1 protein-coding gene is annotated in these 629 nt (G+C 31.5%); it reads right to left on the bottom strand.

The features are described 5' to 3' along the window. Positions 1-588, bottom strand: a 588-nt coding sequence (locus IEZ21_RS49295; RefSeq protein ID WP_189327923.1) for a heavy-metal-associated domain-containing protein, incomplete at its 3' end; no start/stop codon positions are given. Positions 589-629 lie beyond the last annotated feature (41 nt).

Below are 629 nucleotides of genomic sequence, written 5' to 3'. Positions count from 1 at the left end.
AAATTGGAACCACGGGTTCATAAATATATGTGGTATTTGAATACCAAATAAATGAACGAACATTGTCATTAACAATGGAGCTGCTAAAACAGCTGAAACAACTAATTTAATTAACTGTCGTTTTAATTGTTTTTCTTTTTGGGAACTTTTTTCTGATGCTTCTTTTTTAGGTTGTGCCTCATACCCTAGGTTTTTAATACGTTGTTGAAATTCATCTACAGACGTCATATCAGGGTTGTATTCTACAGTAGCACTTTCTGTGGTTAAATTAACTGTAGCCTTATTTACACCTGAGATTCGATTTAAAACTTTTTCGATTTTATTCGAACAAGCTGCACACGTCATTCCCATTACATCGAGATCCACTTTTTCGGTTAAAACTCCATAACCTGTTTTTTGAATTGTATTTGCAATATCTTCTAATGATGTAACATTGGGGTTATATTCAATTGTAGCTTTCTCTGTAGAAGGATTTACATTAGCGTTAACTTCATCTAATTTATTTAGATTTTTTTCTACTTTATTCGAGCAAGCTGCACATGTCATGCCTGTGATACCTAATGAGGTTTTTTTAATATTTTCACTCAATTATTTCTTTCCTCCTATTTTGAAAATTGTTTTAATACAAC

Source organism: Streptomyces flaveus (assembly GCF_014647675.1).
In the GTDB taxonomy this organism is placed as follows: domain Bacteria; phylum Actinomycetota; class Actinomycetes; order Streptomycetales; family Streptomycetaceae; genus Streptomyces; species Streptomyces flaveus.
Note: the sequence above shows the minus strand (reverse complement) of the source record. Positions and strands in the feature narration are given on the sequence as shown.